The 1,232-nt window shown below is 64.7% G+C and carries 1 protein-coding gene; it reads right to left on the minus strand.

Features of this window, described 5'->3' with window-relative positions; genetic code table 11:
• Window positions 1-127 precede the first annotated feature (127 nt).
• A complete protein-coding gene (locus BJP40_RS36340) occupies window positions 128-628 on the minus strand; it encodes a ricin-type beta-trefoil lectin domain protein (RefSeq protein WP_079171265.1) in 501 nt (166 codons plus the stop codon).
• Between the last annotated feature and the right edge of the window lie 604 nt (window positions 629-1,232).

Consider the following 1,232-nt stretch of genomic DNA (forward strand, 5'->3'; position numbering starts at 1 on the left):
GGCGGCCCGCACGTCCGCTACGTCTTGAACGAGAACCCCATGAGTTTCTGATCAATAGGGCTTATTACGGAACGCCCTCGCTGCTCGAGAGCAGCGAGGGCGGACACACACCAGGCATGCGTCGAGGCTAGCCCCACGACCACTTCTGCTCGTTGGGCACGCTGCTCGAGCAGGTCCACAGAGTGACCCATACCCCGTTGGCCTGCGCGCCACCGTAGTTGGTCAGGCACTTGTCGCGAGCGTGCGTGGGCCGGATGGTGGTGTGGGTTCCCCGGACCTGGTCGAAGTCCTGAACGGGAGATCCCGTGCACGTCCAGAGGGTCAGCACGGTGCCATTGGCGTAGCTGTTGCCGCGCGGCGTCAGGCACTTGCCGCTCACACTGTGCACGAGGGCGTCGCCCCTCCAGCGCCACAACATGAGGTCGTTGGGGTTGCACTTCCACAGGGTGACTACTGTGCCGTTGGCGGTGCTGTTGCCCTCAGGTGTGGCACAGAAGTTGTAAGCCCCCGGCGCATCGTTGATAAGCGCCCACCCGTCGTAATCCGCGTGAGCAGGCGTCGAAGTGATGAAAAGGGTGGCGAAGAACGCCGCACAGATTGCTGCGGCTCTACGGACGATATTGATGATTTCCCCCTAATGATCTTGATCAGATGGAGACTGTAACCCACAGCAGGCTGCGGACCGATTGCATGATCACGCCCACACTCCCCCTGTACGCCTGCGCGCTTCGTTCCCCCTCGCCGATACACCTGGGCGGCCGCTGCGCACAAGCACAACGTGTTGCGGGACCTGGCAGTCACACGTACTCACCCGGCTGTGGACGCGGGCGACGGCGTGACGACACCGGATCGCTGCAGTCGCGGCGCGCCCTCCATCATGTCGGTTTCCCTTGCTGCTGCAACTGACCGGAAATTGGATTTCCGGTCCGGCATGAGCTCATCGGAAACCGGCTGACGCTGCGGACGATTTGGCCGCCGGCCTTGAATTCGCCAGGTCAAGGCGGCATCCCTCCGGCCGCACACCGCGGCGGCCGCAGGGGCGAGCCGATCTGACGCCCAACCAGCCCCCGCAAGTGCGGCAAGCGCGGCGTCCTACCCCGCCGATCCGCTGGTGGTGGGTGGCACTGGCAGTCGTGGCCGAGGGGGCCGCGGTGTGGGTCACCGCGGTTCAGCTGCGGCCCCAGGGCGTTGGTCAGGCCTTTTCAGTCCCAGGTGACAAGGGTCCGTGTAGA

Origin of the sequence: Streptomyces sp. CC53 (assembly GCF_001865245.1) — a bacterium.
Classification (GTDB): Bacteria; Actinomycetota; Actinomycetes; order Streptomycetales; family Streptomycetaceae; genus Streptomyces.